Origin of the sequence: Maribacter sp., from assembly GCF_049667165.1 — a bacterium.
Lineage (GTDB): Bacteria > Bacteroidota > Bacteroidia > Flavobacteriales > Flavobacteriaceae > Maribacter_A.
Genome location: NZ_JBATHS010000130.1, coordinates 1 through 16,772, shown reverse-complemented (window position 1 = coordinate 16,772; position 16,772 = coordinate 1). Strand labels below are relative to the sequence as shown.

The 16,772-nt window shown below is 40.5% G+C and carries 14 protein-coding genes; 5 read left to right on the top strand and 9 right to left on the bottom strand.

The genetic code is table 11. The annotated features are described in order from the left end of the window. Nucleotides 1–1,457 (bottom strand): SulP family inorganic anion transporter (locus WBM98_RS06605; protein WP_424365237.1); only part of this gene is annotated, 1,457 nt, incomplete at its 3' end. Nucleotides 1,458–1,538: 81 nt separating this feature from the next. Continuing rightward, nucleotides 1,539–2,513, bottom strand: a complete 975-nt coding sequence (locus WBM98_RS06600; RefSeq protein WP_424365236.1) for a phytanoyl-CoA dioxygenase family protein — start codon at nucleotides 2,511–2,513, stop codon at nucleotides 1,539–1,541. A 147-nt stretch (nucleotides 2,514–2,660) separates the two neighbouring features. Between WBM98_RS06600 and WBM98_RS06595 the strand changes: the two genes are divergently transcribed. Beyond that, complete coding sequence (locus tag WBM98_RS06595) at nucleotides 2,661–3,515, top strand: helix-turn-helix domain-containing protein (protein WP_424365235.1); 855 nt, start codon at nucleotides 2,661–2,663, stop codon at nucleotides 3,513–3,515. A 173-nt stretch (nucleotides 3,516–3,688) separates the two neighbouring features. Then, a complete protein-coding gene (locus tag WBM98_RS06590; RefSeq protein ID WP_424365234.1) occupies nucleotides 3,689–5,368 on the top strand; it encodes an alkaline phosphatase family protein in 1,680 nt (559 codons plus the stop codon). Between the two features lie 22 nt (nucleotides 5,369–5,390). Here WBM98_RS06590 and WBM98_RS06585 read toward each other — a convergent pair whose 3' ends face one another. Continuing rightward, the gene (locus WBM98_RS06585) at nucleotides 5,391–6,455 is read right to left on the bottom strand and encodes a hypothetical protein (protein ID WP_424365233.1); all 1,065 of its coding nucleotides are present in this window, start codon (nucleotides 6,453–6,455) and stop codon (nucleotides 5,391–5,393) included. A gap of 257 nt (nucleotides 6,456–6,712) precedes the next feature. Between WBM98_RS06585 and WBM98_RS06580 the strand changes: the two genes are divergently transcribed. Continuing rightward, on the top strand, nucleotides 6,713–7,234 hold the full coding sequence (locus WBM98_RS06580) for a hypothetical protein (RefSeq protein WP_424365232.1): 522 nt from the start codon (nucleotides 6,713–6,715) through the stop codon (nucleotides 7,232–7,234). 100 nt (nucleotides 7,235–7,334) lie between these two features. Here the strand turns inward: WBM98_RS06580 and WBM98_RS06575 are convergent, their stop codons facing one another. Continuing rightward, nucleotides 7,335–8,261 carry a nicotinic acid mononucleotide adenyltransferase gene (locus WBM98_RS06575; RefSeq protein ID WP_424365231.1) on the bottom strand — a complete coding sequence of 309 codons (927 nt, stop codon included), beginning with the start codon at nucleotides 8,259–8,261 and terminating at the stop codon, nucleotides 7,335–7,337. Nucleotides 8,262–8,386: 125 nt separating this feature from the next. Between WBM98_RS06575 and WBM98_RS06570 the strand changes: the two genes are divergently transcribed. After that, complete coding sequence (locus WBM98_RS06570; protein WP_424365230.1) at nucleotides 8,387–9,388, top strand: NAD(P)H-dependent glycerol-3-phosphate dehydrogenase; 1,002 nt, start codon at nucleotides 8,387–8,389, stop codon at nucleotides 9,386–9,388. 52 nt (nucleotides 9,389–9,440) lie between these two features. Here WBM98_RS06570 and WBM98_RS06565 read toward each other — a convergent pair whose 3' ends face one another. The 5 genes from WBM98_RS06565 to WBM98_RS06545 all read right to left on the bottom strand — a co-directional run bounded on the left by WBM98_RS06565 (nucleotide 9,441) and on the right by WBM98_RS06545 (nucleotide 15,873). Beyond that, nucleotides 9,441–11,108, bottom strand: coding sequence for a glycerol-3-phosphate dehydrogenase/oxidase (locus tag WBM98_RS06565; RefSeq protein ID WP_424365229.1), 1,668 nt, complete (start codon nucleotides 11,106–11,108; stop codon nucleotides 9,441–9,443). A gap of 92 nt (nucleotides 11,109–11,200) precedes the next feature. Beyond that, the gene (gene glpK, locus WBM98_RS06560) at nucleotides 11,201–12,697 is read right to left on the bottom strand and encodes a glycerol kinase GlpK (RefSeq protein WP_424365228.1); all 1,497 of its coding nucleotides are present in this window, start codon (nucleotides 12,695–12,697) and stop codon (nucleotides 11,201–11,203) included. Between the two features lie 61 nt (nucleotides 12,698–12,758). Further along, nucleotides 12,759–15,149: a penicillin-binding protein 1C gene (gene pbpC / locus WBM98_RS06555; RefSeq protein WP_424365227.1), complete on the bottom strand. Its 2,391-nt coding sequence runs from the start codon at nucleotides 15,147–15,149 to the stop codon at nucleotides 12,759–12,761. Next, entirely contained in the window at nucleotides 15,133–15,435 is a 303-nt protein-coding gene (locus WBM98_RS06550) for an antibiotic biosynthesis monooxygenase family protein (RefSeq protein WP_424365226.1), read from the bottom strand. Before WBM98_RS06550 ends, pbpC begins: the two co-directional genes overlap by 17 nt. 81 nt (nucleotides 15,436–15,516) lie before the next feature. Further along, complete coding sequence (locus tag WBM98_RS06545; protein WP_424365225.1) at nucleotides 15,517–15,873, bottom strand: hypothetical protein; 357 nt, start codon at nucleotides 15,871–15,873, stop codon at nucleotides 15,517–15,519. Between the two features lie 145 nt (nucleotides 15,874–16,018). On the opposite strand from WBM98_RS06545, the gene WBM98_RS06540 reads away from it, so the two are divergent. After that, the gene (locus WBM98_RS06540) at nucleotides 16,019–16,531 is read left to right on the top strand and encodes a CvpA family protein (protein WP_424365224.1); all 513 of its coding nucleotides are present in this window, start codon (nucleotides 16,019–16,021) and stop codon (nucleotides 16,529–16,531) included. Nucleotides 16,532–16,772: the final 241 nt, after the last annotated feature.

Here is a 16,772-nt window from a genome sequence, read left to right as displayed (position 1 = left end):
TTCCCTGCCTTGGCATAGCGTTCGGTAAGTTTGTTCAAGGCTTCAATCCCTGACATATCTACCACTCTACTTTCTTGAAAATCGATGATGACTTCATTCGGATCACCTTGCACATCGAACTTTTCATTGAACAAGGTCGTAGAACCAAAGAATAAGGGACCGAATATTTCATAATGCTTTACCCCATCTTCATCGATATATTTTCTGGCCCGTATACGTTTGGCGTTCTCCCATGAATAGGCCAAGGCGGAGATAATGACCCCGAACAATACAGCGACGGCCAGATTGTGGGTAATCGCAGTGATCAAAGTGACCAAGACCATAACGATTACATCGGAGTTTGGCATTTTTCGAAAAGTCTTGAAACTGGCCCATTCAAAGGTGCCTATGGCCACCATAAACATCAAGCCCACCAAAGCGGCCATAGGCAAACGTTCGATCAAGCTGGATCCAAACATGATAAAAACCAAGAGCATTACCGCAGCGGTGATTCCGGACAATCGTGCACGTGCTCCTGAAGAGGTGTTGATCAAACTTTGCCCGATCATGGCACAACCCCCCATACCTGAGAAGAACCCTGATAGGATATTGGCCGTTCCTTGAGCAACGCATTCTTTATTACCGCTACCACGGGTTTCGGTTATTTCGTCAATAATGTTCAATGTAAGAAGGCTTTCAGTCAATCCTACTACAGCAACAATGACCGAAAAAGGAAAAATAATTTTCAATGTTTCCCATGTAAATGGAATTTGTGGAATGGAAAGCGGTGGAAAGCCCCCTTGAATCGTCTGGCCTTCCTTCATCGTATCCGCTACGGTAAGGGTATCTACCCCAAACCCGATAACGATACCCGAAACGACTAAAATGGCCAATAGGGACGACGGAATCGCCTTGGTCAGTTTTGGGAATCCCCAAATAATCAGCATCGTAAGCAGGGTAAGCCCGAGCATCGTATACATAGAGGCCCCGGTCAAAAGTTCATCGGTGCCTTTTTGATAAAAATTGGGGAACTGGGCCATAAAAATGATGATGGCCAACCCATTCACAAACCCGAACATCACCGGATGCGGTACCAATCGAATAAACTTTCCCAATCGTAAAAACCCTGCCACCATTTGTAAGAGCCCCGCGACGATTACCGTGGCAAAAACATAGTGTAAGATGGTTTCTGGCTCTATACCGGGGAAGGTGTTTTTAAGTTCCAATATCAATCCGACAAAAATTACGGCGACAGCGCCCGTAGCACCTGAGATCATACCTGGTCTACCTCCAAAAATAGAAGTGACCAACGCCAAAACAAAAGCGGCATACAACCCTGTTAAGGGTGAAAACCCAGGAATCAGGGCAAAAGCTATTGCTTCAGGTACTAAGGCCAAGGCCACCGTAAGCCCAGATAAGATCTCGGTCTTATAATCTACTTTCTGCTTAAAATCGAATATATTCAAATATTTCTTCACACCCTGGAATTTAAGGGCGCAAAAATAGCATTATAAATTTAGTATGACCTTAAAAGGGTTTATTATTAGGGATTTGGCAACTTACCAAGGCTTTAAACCCAACAATTTTTCACCTAGGGGCGATAAACTGGCAGTTTCATATTTCTCTTGTTCCCAATTTCTTGGATCACCGGGAAATGCATAACCTTCAGGGGCAATCCTGTTTTTCCAGGAGTTGATGCGCCATTGTTTTAGGGCCTCGTCATTTTCTTCAGCGGGCATCATGGATATATACTGGGCAATGCGCACTTTATCCTTCGATAAATTAGGTCGAATACCATGGGGTTCCGTGCTATTGAAAATCAGTAAATCCCCGGCCTCCAACTTTACCTTGACGATTTTATCCTCAAGACCTTTAATATCCGGTTGAAATCGATCACGCTCTTCAGGTTGTGTCCGTTTCCAGACATCATAATTTCGATACAACCAAGGGATACATTGAAATCCCCCCATATACTCATCGGTCTGATCCGCAAGAGCCAAAACGCCTTGAACATTCTGTGGTCTGGTCTCTGGGTCGTAATCCCAATGGATAAAACCTTTCTGTTCATGCCCTGGTCTGTTCGGAAAGTTCAGATTGGCACGATCAATGGTCACCCAAAGCTTTTCGGTGCCCCATACGTCCACAAACGCATCATAAACGCGCTGCATTTGACGATTGTTCCACAAATGTTGGTGATTATATACTTCAACCATTCCTGTTCCCGTAAGTTCTTTCATTTTCATTACGGCACGGGGAGGTGCATACCATGTTTCGGGATCCTTGGGGTCTTTCTCTTCAAATTCCCATAGAAAATCAGCGGTAGCCTTGGCTTGTGCTTCGGGTACGGCATTCTTTATAACGATATACCCATTATGCATCCAAAATTTCCAATCTTCATCACTTAAAACCCGCAATGGTTTTCCATTAAAACCGTCATTCAATTTTACCTTACTACTGGTTGCCGTTGACGGATTTCCTGGTATTTCTTCATGGGCCTTATTGGCCATCTCCATTCTATTCTTGACTTTTCCCATGATATAATTTTTTCTAGTTGAATCGATACTGTAAAACTATGAACCACGTTCACAGATCTCAACCGTAATATTGACCTATATTTGTACTATATTGATATTTATATTATATTCTTATTCCTTTTGAGATAATTTCGTATCATACAACCTATGAAAATCCAACTTGAAACCTTTGATCAGCATTCTAAAAGTCCGTTCAAACTATTGCATGACCCCAAGTTGAACCATCTTTTTTATTGGCATTTTCATCCGGAAATAGAACTGGTTTTTATAGAAGGCGCCAGTGCTACCCGACATGTTGGGGATCATATCTCCAATTATACAGACAGTGACCTGGTGCTTATCGGTTCGAATATTCCGCATTTGAATTTTGACCATGGGGTAACTTCTTCCTACCAGAAGGAAGTGTTACATATTAAACCTTCATTCAGAATAGATTTCATTCAGCAAACCCCCGAACTGCAATCCTTGGAACACCTCTTGGAACTCTCCAAATATGGAATCGCCTTCTCAGGAAGTACAAAAACCGAGGTAGGCCAGCTCATGAAAAAACTATATACCTTGCCGCCTTTTGATTATTTTATGCAGGTCATATATATTCTTAAGCGGCTTTCACAAAGCAAGGAGTTTGAGTTGCTGCATAAAAAACCCTTCATCAATATATACAGTAAAAAAGAGCAAGGCCGTATTCGTAAGATCTATGCCTTGATCGATGAACGTTATCAGGAAAAAATCACCGTAGATGAGGTAGCAAATCTCTGTAATTTGACCAAACCAGCATTTTGTCGTTACTTTAAAAAAACCACTGGGAGTACCTTTATCGGGTTCTTGAACCAATACCGAATAAGTCAGGCAAAACGGTTGTTGTTGACCGGTAAAAACATCAGCGAGACCTGTTTTGAATGTGGATTTGAAAGTCTTTCGTACTTTAATCGAACTTTCAAAAAAGTTACAAATGAAAATCCTTCTGAATTTAAAAAGAAATTGGCGTCGAATTTGATATGAAACTATTAGAACCAAGATTCAAACAAAGACCATCAAACGTACTTCATAAAATAATATCTAAAAAAGGGGTTCTTTTTGATGCTAATTTTTACCTTGGAAAATAATCAAATAAGATCAATATCTTACTTTTATCCTAGACGAATAACAAATACTGGACCCTAATATTAATCGCAATGCGCAAAACAAATATTTTATTGCTTCTTTTCTTTATCGGCTATTCTTACTCTGGTTTTGCCCAAAATCCGAATAAACCAAAATTGGTTGTTGGGATTATTGTTGATCAAATGGGTTTTGACCAATTGTATAAATATCAGCCAAGATATGGCGATACCGGCTTTAATAGATTGTTAAAAGAAGGATTCAATTTTAAGAACGCAAATGTGAATTATATTCCATCGGAAACTGCCCCTGGGCATGCTTCAATTTATACGGGAACCACTCCAGCTTATCATGGTATTATCGGAAATAGTTGGTATTACAGGCCTTTGGGAAACTATGTGGGCAATGTCAGTGATTCCAATGAAAAAATCGTCGGTTCTATTGCGGAGAACCCTAATGGTGTTTCACCTATAAATCTCGCTGCCACAACAATCACGGACGAGTTGAGGCTTAGGAGTAAATTTAAATCTAAGGTGGTTAGTGTTTCCATAAAGGACAGGGCGGCGATATTACCAGGAGGAAAGTCTGCCAATGCCGCCTATTGGTACGATTGGGAATCTAGTCCCGGTTATTTTGTAAGTAGTTCTTTTTACATGAAAAAAGTGCCGAAATGGGTTTCCAAGTTTAATGAATTGGGCAAATCCGATGCGTATCTCAACCAATCCTGGAACACCTTATATCCGCTCTCTACCTATACTGTCAGTTCCCCTGACGACAATAAATATGAACCTTCCTTAGCTGGTAAGTCGAGTCCTACATTTCCATATGATTTTAAAACCATGCGCGAAAAAGTTAAAGCCAGTGGGTCGTCAGAATATAACCTGCTTTTAGCATCCCCAGCGGGAAACTCATTGCTGACCGAATTTGCCATTGCCGCCATTGAAAACGAAGAATTAGGGGTCGATGATTATCCGGATATATTGAATGTAAGCTATTCGATTACAGATGTAATTGGACATACTTTTGGACCACAATCTGTGGAAATGGAAGATATTTATCTGCGCTTGGACAAAAACCTTGGTGAACTTTTTGCCGCCCTTGATTCTAAAGTAGGAAAAAATAATTATTTGCTCTTTTTAACTTCTGACCATGCAGCTATACCTGTGGTATCTTATCTTAAAGAAAATAAACTTGATGGTGATATTGCACGGATAGGCCAATACAACCATAAACTAAACTTATTTTTGGTAGCCAAATATGGTGAAGGTTCATGGATCGAGAATTTTGACGGGGACCAAGTTTACCTAAATAAGAACACAATAGATGAAAAAAAATTACTGCTGCCAGTAATTCAACAGGAAGCTGCCGATTTTTTAATGACGCAGAAAGGGGTTTATTTGGCCCTCACCGCCCATGACCTGCAAACCCAAACCTATGAAGAAGGGCTACGAAAAACCATACAAAATGGGTATTATCCCAAGCGGTCAGGCGATGTTTTACTTACCTTTGACTCTGGGACCATTTTAAATCCAAATCCACAAATGGCGGTAGAAAGGGTAAAAGGGACCGTACATGGTTCTGGATACAGCTATGACACCCACGTACCTTTATTGTTGATGGGAATGGGGATTCCACATGGAGAGTCGGTTCGAAGTGTACATCCCATAGACATTGCCCCGAGCCTTGCAATGTTCTTAAACTTGCAACTACCAAGTGCGGTTCAAGGGAAGCCCTTAAGTGAATTATTTGATTAAAATCTATTCAGAATGTGAATCGTTATTTTGTTCTAGCACGATTCAAAATTTCATTATTAAACTTGGAGTCATCGGCAATTACATCGAAAAATTCATTAATATACGAAGTACATTGTATGTATGCTTTTGGGGTTTCAAAATGATCTTTATAAGACGCGATCATTTCGAGCATTTTTGATTTATTCTCCAAAAACTGATCTCTTACCTCAATGAATACCTTGTTGTCCCTTTTGAACCCCCTATACATTCTTTGGGTTACCTCAGTAATCGGCAGTACATCACCACCTACCTGAGAAACTACTGAATAGCTGGTATTACATAATCCGGACATGTCAAAATCATAGGGTACGGGCATGGTTGTATTATTCACGAACAATAATTTTTCATTATGCTGATAAGCCGTTGAAAAATCGGTATTCCCGATCATAAATTGAAAAAAAGCATTTTGAACAGAACACAACGCATCCTGCTGCATAGGGTGCACATTTCTTTTTAAAACCTTTCCTCCGTGACGATTGGCCACTTTCTTGATATCTTCAATAAAAAAGCCCTTTATTTTATGCACTTTGATTTTTTTTCCTCTTGCCTCCGATAGCGTAATATTCAAAAGCCTAGTCTTAAAATGGTAAGGGGAAACAAGCTCATATAACTTATAGGCCAGAAATTCCTTTAACAAATAATCATTCCTTGCATTTTCAGTAAGACATGGCAATACCAGTTTTAGCTCCTTATTCCCTTTAAATAAAGTGCCTTTGTTATCTTCTTTTTTTATTTTTAGTTTGATAGGAACAAAATAACAGGTCTTTAGCCTATTATTCCCGCGAGATCGAATACTTACAGGAAGGTTTTTCCATTCATTATTTCCAATTTGATAGCCCAAATCCAGATCTAAATACGTACTGTCATTTGTACTTTTTTTGACCGCCTTGTTCACGTAATTCATTTTAATATGAATGACGGTATCACTTGAGAATAGCTTTGATACCTTACCAATTTTCTTATCCACGTTCTTTTCCTGGGAGAAACAGGATAAGGTGCATAAAAAATATAAAATAAGGAGTTTGCTATTTATTTGATTATTACCCATAATCGGTTAACTTTATAATGTAATGTATTAAAAATCTAGTTATTAAGCTCTATCTAACCACATTAAATTATAGAACACTAATCGTGATCCTTGTATCGGGGTTAAGCGTTTTTTTGTGTTATCGGTACCAAATAATTTTCAATGTGGATCTTACCTTATTAAGCATTGCTATTATTTTCCCACTGGTTTTTACGATTCGAGGCTCTTTTAGGAGAAGGGAAAAGGCCCTAGAGCACCTAAGCCAATTTAGGAGCGCCATGAAAACATTGTACTATTTTATAAGTTCTAGTAATTTAACATTGGAAGAAAAAAACAGTTTAGAAAAAATCCTAGAGGTTATAGGGGGGAAAGCGTTAGAGCGTCTTAAAAATCAGAATGAGGAAATTAAGGATTTGGATGATGAAATTGCAAAGGTTTATGATTTTATTCTTTCGAAGAACGGAAATATTTCCATGAAATTGAAGGATAGAGTTTTCAAGTACATGAATGATCTACACGAAGCAATTGACAATCTTCATGCCATTCACGTACATAGAACTCCCATAAGCCTTAAAGCCTATTGTAAAGTATTTATCTATATATTCCCTTTGATTTATACCCCGACAATAATTTTCAATATTGGGCAAAATTATAATCATGCAGCGGTTTATTTTGTTGTAATTCTAACAGAATTTATACTCATTTCCCTCTACAACATACAGGATCATTTGGAATACCCTTTTGACAACAAAGGTCTCGATGATATAAAACTGGATCATTTTAAAATAAAAAGAAAGTAACTTCACCTTAGCGCATAAAAAAACCGCCCCAACTTAAAACGCTGGGGCGGTTTCTAACTAAATAACCAACCAAAAAAATCTTTTTTGAACTCTTTTTAAACTATAAAACTCTACTTCGCTTTACCTGCATAACCGGGTTTGAAGCCTTTCTTCTCTTTTTGTCAACCGAGCCCTTGCCCGATTTTAAGTACTGTATATAGCCCCTTCCCTTAAATCGGTACACCGTTCCGCTACTAGGATGGTATAATTCAATAGTACTATCATTAATAACGTATAGCTCAAAGTAATCATTGCCCATAAAGTCGTATTCCAATGTTAAAGTTTTAAGCGTTTCATCGTTTTCTACATCATAAACGGTATAATCCCCTTCGAAGTCCCATTGTAGATTGTTTACCGACGTTCCTGTTAGGTCGATCGAAGATCTAAAAAAGTCGCCTCCACTACCCGAATTGAATTGTAGGTAGTTCTCCTTATCAAAATCGTTCAAAGCACCTGCATCACTGGTATACGTTTTCTCCCAAGCATCATATTCCTGCAAGAAATAATGAATATTGTCATAGAAGACCAGATCAAAATCAAAACGGTTCAATTGATACCCTTTTAGGAAATAGGAGGTGTTTGAATTGGAATCGTACAACTCCAAGGTATTACCATTGACCGCGAAGACATCCAAAAGCCAAAGTCCGTCCACATCATGGTCTATTTCAATCGCTCCGGGAAAAGCATCGAAATAACCGACCTCAATACCATATCCATTTCCGGTTTTACCCAGACCCACCATATTATTGTTCGCATAGACCCTACCATTGTCAAATGAAATTGTAAAAGCCCGCTCCAAGAAAGGCACTTCCCCATTTCCTTTGGTTGCATGTATGTCAATATACCAAAGATCAAAGGATTGCAAGACTTGAGCCGTATTAAAACCCGATTCCTCTATAAATTCATCCTCAAGAAATACTTCGGTGTAGCAAGAAGTCATCAATGTGCCTACAAATAAAAATCCAAGGAGTAGTTTTGCCGCTTTCATAATTCAAAGTTTTCGATTCTATAAATGTAAAACAAGCACCATGCCATGATTTGTAATTCCTTGAAAATCAATAAGTAATGTGTTATCGTATTTTTATTTACATTTGATGTGAATAAACTTTTCGAATGGACAAAGAACTACGTTTTGCGGTATTGGGTGGAGGAAGTTGGGCAACGGCCATTGTTAAAATGCTCACTGAAAATCTGCAGATGATTACATGGTATATGCGCAATGAGGATGCCATAGCCCATATAAAGAAGCAAAGACACAATCCCAATTACCTAAGTTCGGTTGAATTCGATACCTCTCAATTGGTCCTTACCGCTGATATTGATGAGGCCATAAAAAACAATACGGTTCTCATCTTTGCCATTCCTTCGGTATTTCTTGAATCGGAACTGAAAAAGTTGAAGGTTTCCTTAAAGGATAAAATTATCTTTTCTGCGATAAAAGGGATTGTTCCGGAAACAGGTTTGATTGTCGGCGAGCATTTTCATGATGTCTATAATATCCCTTTCGAAAATATCGGAGTCATCACGGGTCCTTGTCATGCAGAAGAAGTTGCCTTGGAACGACTTTCTTATCTCACCATTGCCTGCGCCAACAAATCAAATGCTGAAAAAGTGGCGAATTCCTTAAAAAGCGACTACATTAAAACCAAGATTTCCGACGACATCATCGGCACCGAATATGCGGCCATGTTGAAGAATATTTATGCCATAGCTGCAGGAATATGTCATGGCTTGGGCTATGGCGACAATTTTCAAAGCGTATTGATGAGCAATAGTATTCGCGAGATGAAGCGCTATATAAAACGTGTGCACAAAATGAAACGAAACATCAATAATTCAGCCTATCTAGGAGATTTATTGGTAACAGGATATTCCACCTTCAGCCGTAACCGCATGTTCGGAAATATGATCGGCAAAGGGTATACGGTAAAAAGCGCCATGATGGAAATGAGTATGGTGGCCGAAGGGTATTACGCCACCAAAAGCGCCTATGAACTTAAGGCGAATTTTAAAAGCAAGGTACGGACACCGATCATCGATGCCGTATACGACGTGCTTTATTCAGGTAAAAATGCCAAACAAACTTTCGCTGCCTTGACAGATAAGTTGGATTAAACAAACAAACCTACAAGGTCTTGAAGACCTTGCAGGATTCAACCTATTCCTATCAAACCCGATTCAAGGAAAAATTGGAATGTATCTCGATTTGGGCATTTAACCCATCCCTCCAATTTGCAATTTGGGAATCATCGACTTTATAGACCTTCTTAAATTCAGATAGAACAGGATCCATAAGCTCACGAACGCTTTCTATTTCGAAATATAGGCGTCCTGTACGCCGTATGAAGAAATCCATGGGGTTCTGGACCATTTCAAAATCAAATCCGAAATGAAGTTCGGCCAATGCCAACCGTACTTCCTTGGTATCCCCTTTCTGTTTCGAATAATAATCCAAAATACTTTCTGTCTGAATGCCATAATTGGTAACCAGAAACCAGGCATTGTACTTACTAAAACCATCTTCTTTGATACGCACGTAAACTTCTTCGATGTACTTTTTAACATGTTTGTACTTTTTAAAATCATTGCCACAAAGCGGAATCTCAGCTGTAGTACATTCCTCAAACTCCTGGTTATAATTCTCTTCCATTTTTTTGGCGATACGATTAACGACCCGTTCGGCCATTTTGCGATACCCTGTAAGCTTGCCCCCTGCGATACTTATCAATCCAGTGTCTGAAACAAAGATCTCATCCTTTCTTGATAGCTCAGAAGCGGACTTGCCTTCTTCATGGATCAATGGACGTAGTCCCGCCCATGAAGAAACAATATCGTCCAGTTCCAAGTTGATACTCGGGAACATGTTGTTTACGGCGGATATCAAATACATGGCATCGGCAAGATCGGTTTCAACATGATCTTTATCATTTAGGTAATTCGTATCGGTGGTACCGATATAGGTCACTTTGCCCCTTGGGATAGCGAACATCATACGACCATCGGGAATATCAAAATAAACCGATTGCTTCACCGGTAATTTTTCATATGGAAACACCAAATGTACACCCTTGGTCAAATGCAAGCGCTTGCCTTTTTTGGAATTGTTCACAGCTCGAAGATCATCGACCCAAGGCCCTGCCGCGCTGATTACATATTTCGATTTTATTTCAAAATCCGTTCCAGAAAGCACATCTTTTAAAATGACCCCGGCCACTTTTTCATTCTCATATCTAAATCCAGTAACCTCAGCATAATTCAAGGCTTTTGCCCCAAATTGTAGGCTGGTCTTAATTGTTTCAATGGTCAACCGGGCATCATCGGTTCTATATTCGGCATAGTACCCAGCACCCTTCAAGATCTTTTTGGGTAAAAGGGGCTCCAATTTCAAGGCCTCTTTTTTTTCCAACATTTTGCGTTTATCATCCCCGGTCACCTGTGCTAGAACATCGTAGACCTTAAGCCCGATGGATGTCAACCATTTGCCATACGAACCATTTTCAATCAGGGGGAGCAACATTTTTTCGGGAAGCACCAAGTGGGGTGCCAAATTGTGTACGATAGCACGTTCCGAACCCACTTCCTTGACAAGCCAAAAATCAAATTGTTTTAAATACCGCAATCCTCCATGGATCAGTTTGGTCGACTTGCTACTGGTACCCGAGGCAAAATCCCCTTTTTCGACCAATGCCACTTTTAGACCTCTGGAAGCGGCATCCAAAACAATACCACCGCCAGTAATACCGCCGCCGATGACCACAAGATCATAGGTTTCTTTGGATATTTCTTGAATGATTTTGGTTCTTTCAAGATTCGAGAATCTAATATTTTTCATCATACCTTATTATATTCTTTGATCTAGGATTTTTATACAAGAGGTAAGAACCATGAAGTAGATCGTATTTCAATGCATCTTTTGCCATCACCCCACTAAGCGGGTAGTTTATCTTCCCAACCTTTGGTCCGATCCACGGCCTTTTGCCAGCGGTCATACAGATGCTTGCGTTTTATACGATCGAATGTGGGTTTAAAAATACGATCCATAGGTCTGTTTTGGTTGATGTCTTCCTGTGTCCATATTCCCACTTGGATTCCTGCCAAAAACGCTGCGCCCATGGCCGTAGACTCAATAACTTTAGGTCGATGGACCTCCGTTCCTAAAATATCGGCCTGAAACTGCATTAGATAGTTGTTCGCACAAGCACCACCATCAACTTTTAGGTTCCGGAGTTCCACCCCGGAATCCTCTTCCATAGCGTCTAGGATATCTTTGGTTTGGTAGGCCAATGACTCCAATGTCGCTTTGGCCAAATGGGCTCTCCCCGTGTCGCGGGTCAGTCCAAAAATGGCGCCTCGGGCGTACATGTCCCAATAAGGTGCTCCCAATCCTGCGAAGGCGGGTACCACCACCACAGAACTATCCTCTTCAATGGAGTTCGCCAAAGCTTCGGATTCTTTGGCGTCCTTTATCAGTCCGAGTCCATCACGTAACCATTGTATCGCTGCCCCGGCGATGAAAATGCTTCCTTCAAAGGCATAATTCACCTTGCCGTTCAATCCGTAGGCAATAGTCGTTAATAGGCCGTTATCCGAAAACTGGGGCTTTTCGCCTGTATTCATCAACATAAAACAACCCGTGCCATAGGTATTCTTTGCTGTCCCTTTTTTAAAACATCCCTGGCCAAAAAGTGCGGCCTGTTGATCACCCGCAATACCAGCGATCGGTATCGTCTTTCCATTCAATTCATAATCCCCAAAATGATAGGCCGATGGTTTTACCGTGGGCAACATGGTCTTTGGGATACCCAATGCCTTCAATAATTTATCATCCCATGTAAGGTTTACAATATCGTATACCATGGTTCGCGAAGCATTGGTATAATCGGTAACGTGGTTATGGTCTTTGGTCATATTCCACACCAACCAGGTATCGACCGTTCCCATTAAGAGATCTCCTTTCTCGGCTTTCTCCCGGGCACCTTCCACGTTGTCTAAAATCCATTTTACCTTGGTTCCCGAGAAATACGAATCTATGACCAGACCGGTAGTCATTTTTACGTAATCGACCAAGCCTTTACGCTTCAAATCTTCACAGATATTCGCCGTACGTCTATCTTGCCAAACAATGGCATTATAAACGGGCTCCCCGGTTTTTTTATCCCATACCAGTGTTGTTTCACGTTGATTGGTAATACCGATGCCCTTAATACAATCGGTGTTGATTTTTGATTCTTCTACCAATTGGTGCATAACACTCAACTGGGATTCCAGAATCTCTTTGGGATCATGTTCTACCCAACCTGGTTTTGGAAAAATCTGTTGGAATTCTTGCTGAACCATATGCACGATGACACCTTCCTGATCTACCAATAAGGCCCTAGAACTCGTAGTGCCTTGATCCAGGGAAATAATATATTGCTTCGACATGCTATTCATAGGGTTTAAATATTAAAGATAGCCTTTACCCCTACAAAAACAAAACACTGATTTAGTCTACCTGAATTGTGATACTTGCCTCGTTGCCCTTGGCATCTACTACCGTTATTCGATGTTGGCCTATGGAAGGTATGATCCCTATTTCATGAAAATTGGAGGTTTCACCTAAATAGGTATCATCCAAATACCAATAGACCGGCGTTCGAGGTTCAATGTGGGCCAATTTGAGAACCAATTCATTATAGTTACCCTCAAAATTCTTCGTTAAACCGATCCGATTGCCATTTTTAGGGTAGATAAACTCCAATGCAGGTTCTAAAGGGTTTTTGCAATTCTCTTTAAAGGGGGGTAAGGTTTTATAGGTTGCATGGTTTTTTCTATAATAGAATTCCATCAATGGAGGAAGTACAAACCAAGATTCGGTGTGGGCCTGGGACAGATCGACACAAGATGAATTCACCCTGAACTGTCTCTGTTGGTCCAAAAGAATGGTCCTGTGATACGTACATGCCTTAACATAATTGTTCTTTTTGGGAATAGAAATGGTTTTGGGCGGACAACGATCCGTCGCCAAAAAACCACTGTTTCGGCAAACTATCAAATCTACAAATTCATCCAAGGGTTTGGTGAACCAAGTCGATTTCGGAAGCACATCGAAGACATCAAATAGCAGAGGTGCCGCACTTGTTAATCCGGTCACATTGGGCCTGCCCTCCCCATCTGCATTGCCCACCCAAATACCGACCACATAGTCTTTTGTTATTCCAATGGCCCAAGCATCCTTATTCCCGAAACTTGTCCCGGTTTTCCAAGCTATTTCCTTACTACTATCAAAGAACTCCCAGGATTCATTGCCTTCCGGACGGTTTACCTCTTTCATGGCTTCAAAAGTGAGATAGATACTCCCCGCATCAAAAATGGTTTTTTCGATGGATTTTTCCCCAAAACCGACCCCTTGGTCTTTAATCAGGGTCGGATTGGTAAACTCTTGCTTAAAATACTCACTCGAAGTACTATTGAAATGATTGATCGTCGACGCCAATGATGCATAGGTTTTGGAAAGATCCCAAAGGCTGCTTTCGGCACCCCCAAGTATGAGGGTCAACCCATAATGATCGGCAGGTTTATCAATGCCCTTAAGTTGAAAGGCATTCAATTGATCACGGAATTTCTCCAATCCATATTCCTGCAACAACCGTACGGCCGGTATATTGAGGGAACGCGCCAACGCTTTATTCGCTTCGACCGCACCACTGTATTCCTCGCTGAAATTCTCTGGGGTATAGCCAGCGATTTGTGTGGGTACATCGGGCACTAACATTTCAGGCAATAATTCACCCGCATCCAACATGGCCGTATACAGCAAAGGTTTTAAGGTGCTTCCTGTACTTCGATTGGCCTGTATCATATCTACATCTTTCTGATGGCTCTTGTCTGTTGGCGTATTGCCTACATACGCCAAAACCGCTCTAGTTTTTACATCCAATATCAACACGGCGGCATTGTGGACCTGATTTTGTTTGAGATGGATATAGTGTTTCCTCAAAATGGAATTCACATTGGCCTGTAAATTTGCATCAAGGGTCGAGGTTATTCGCTTCCCTTTGTGCTCCTTGGCCAAAAACTGCACCGCATGGGGTGCCAATTGGGGCAAATGATATGGTTTTTCGGGTAATTTTTCCAAAAGAGCCAATTCATAGGTCGTACGATCCAGTATGTCTTTTTCAAATAATTTCAGTAATAAGCGATTCCTTTTTTGAAGTAATTTTTCTTGGTTTTTCCCAGGGTATATTAGACTTGGGGCATTGGGCAAAACGGCTAAGGTAGCCGATTCGGCCCAGGATAATTGATACGGTTGTAACCCAAAATAACGCCACGCAGCTACATCTAGTCCGACCACATTACCGCCAAAAGGGGCATAACTTGCATAGTATTTTAAAATTTCCGCTTTGGAATGGCGTAGTTCAAGTCGAGTTGCCAAGATCAATTCAATCGCCTTTTCCCAATAGGTACGTTTTTTGCCGTTGCGGGATAATCGAATCACCTGTTGGGTCAATGTACTGCCCCCTCGAACCGATTTGCCAGCCTTGATATTGGCGGCAATGGCCTTTGCCATGGAAACTGGATTAAATCCGAAATGTTTATAAAAGTAGGCATCCTCGAACTGTACAATGCATGTCGAGAATTTATTGGGAACGCTATCGGTCATAGGAAATCGCCATTGCCCATCATCGGCGATAATAGCACCTAAAAGTCTCCCATTCCTACTTTCAACAACTGTGGCGTTTGGTGCTACGAAAAGATTTTTTGGTAAACAAAAGTAATAGGCTATCAGTAATCCCAAGAGAGCTAAAAGGGTTATGGGGTTTGATTTGCCCCATTGTTTTATATTCAAAAGAATGCGCTCCCTTTTTGATTGGGGATTTTCATTTACTGAACCCATATTCCCTTTCTACCAAACAAATTCTCACCTTATACCATGCATACCAATCTGATTTCCCTTTTTCCTGGGCGAATAAGTGGTCGGTATTCGCCTTCCAATCGGCAATGTCTTTTAGGCTTTCCCAATAACTGACTGAAATACCTATTTCTTCCCTTGCACTTTCAAAATCCAAAAACCCGGGTTGTTGTCGGGCGAGATCCTCCATTTTTTGGGCCATTTCAGTATATCCACGGTCTTCCTCGGTTCTTTGATTTGTGAAAATGACAGCATAATAAGGTACGTTCATAATTCTTTCCTCTATTCCCGCGCCGACAGGAATCTTAATGACACAAATGTATTATGGCTTTCGAAAGCATGCCAAAACCTATCAATTTATATACTCTTTTTCCAAAAAGTAACTTACGATGGCCTCTTTCATCAAAACAGATTGCTCCCCAGACTTTAAGGCCGGTAATTCCTCTTTTATCGTATAATGTGGCCATCCTTCTTCATCGAAAAATTCGAATTCGTAATATCCATAGGGTTCCAATAAACGACAGATGGCGATGTGCATAAGATTCAATTTCTCATCCTTTTTAAAGGTCCTATGGTATTGCCCCAATTCCTGAACCCCGACCAAATATATAATGGCATCCAACTCCAAAGAATCACCATCGGCAAATTGCACCGATAATTTTTCAACCAAATGCTCCCAACGTTCCTTTAATAGTAGGTCTCTAGACATTGTCCTGTTTTTCAGATCCAAAGGTACAAATCAATGTTCTATATTTGTTGTGCTTATTTGATTTGGTATTTTTAACCTTATTCAAAGGCAGCGAATTGGGCAGGTTCCAAGTTTTTCTTGGAATCTCGTTTTAAAATGAAATAAGATGGGAATTTTGGATATTGTTTTAGGTCTTTTGCTTTTGTATGGACTCTATAAAGGATTTAAGAATGGGCTATTCGTTGAAATCGCTTCGATTATTGCCTTGATAGCTGGTTTGTTTGGGGCCATCCATTTTTCCTATATCGCTGGGGATTACCTCTCCCAAAACATGGAGTGGAACGAGCGCTATATGAATATTACAGCGTTTATTATCACCTTTGCCATCATTGTTCTTGTAGTGCACTTAGCCGCAAAATTCTTGACTAAAATTGCGGACTTTGCCATGTTGGGCCTGCTGAACAAATTGGCGGGAGCCATTTTTGGTGCCCTTAAAGTGGCCGTGATCATTGGCGCCCTTTTGATCTTCTTTGAACGTGCCAATTCTTCGGTCAATTTAGTGCATAATGAAACACTTGAAGAATCGGTCCTTTACGAACCTATAAAAGAGATTGGGGCATTGGTATTTTCGAAGGTCCTTAAAAGGACAGATGAGGATAATTCGAACGAAGAAGCATAAAACAAATTGGTAAAACACCTTAAAAAATAACCATTTTACTAGGCTTGATAAATACGTTGTAACCCATATAACGCAACCATCGATGTGATTCATTATCTTAAGTAAAAACTTGAATATGAAAAATTTATTTTTGCTTTTGCTTTCTATAGTTGGTTTAAGCTGTAGTAATGATGATGAAACAAAGTTCGCTTCTAGTAAAACAATCATGTTCGGTGCAATCTATGGCGAATGTGCTGGGGAC